The sequence below is a fragment of the Psychrobacter sp. 16-MNA-CIBAN-0192 genome (assembly GCF_040309565.1).
Classification (GTDB): domain Bacteria; phylum Pseudomonadota; class Gammaproteobacteria; order Pseudomonadales; family Moraxellaceae; genus Psychrobacter.
In genome coordinates, this window is sequence record NZ_JBEOOX010000327.1 from 1 (window position 1) to 266 (window position 266).

Consider the following 266-nt stretch of genomic DNA (forward strand, 5'->3'; position numbering starts at 1 on the left):
GGCTTAGTGGGTGTAATGATTTTTAGCGTTTTCGGCATCGTTAAATGGGAAGATAATGGCGACGTATTTAGTAAAGGCGTCGCTATGATGGCAATGATTGGTTTTATAATGATTTCTGCTCAAGGGTTTGCAGCTGTTATGCAAGCAACAGGTCATGTGGCTAGTTTAGTACACAGTGGAGCAGAGTTATTTGCTGGGAATAAACCCATTGCGGCAGCGGTTATTTTATTAGTTGGATTGTTTATTACCATGGGTATAGGTAGCTC

General features: G+C 41.4%; 1 protein-coding gene. It reads left to right on the forward strand.

What is annotated here, in order from left to right; all coding sequences use genetic code 11:
- Nucleotides 1-15: 15 nt before the first annotated feature.
- Nucleotides 16-266 (forward strand): Na+/H+ antiporter NhaC family protein (locus tag AAEY78_RS13430; RefSeq protein ID WP_352339813.1); only part of this gene is annotated, 251 nt, incomplete at its 3' end.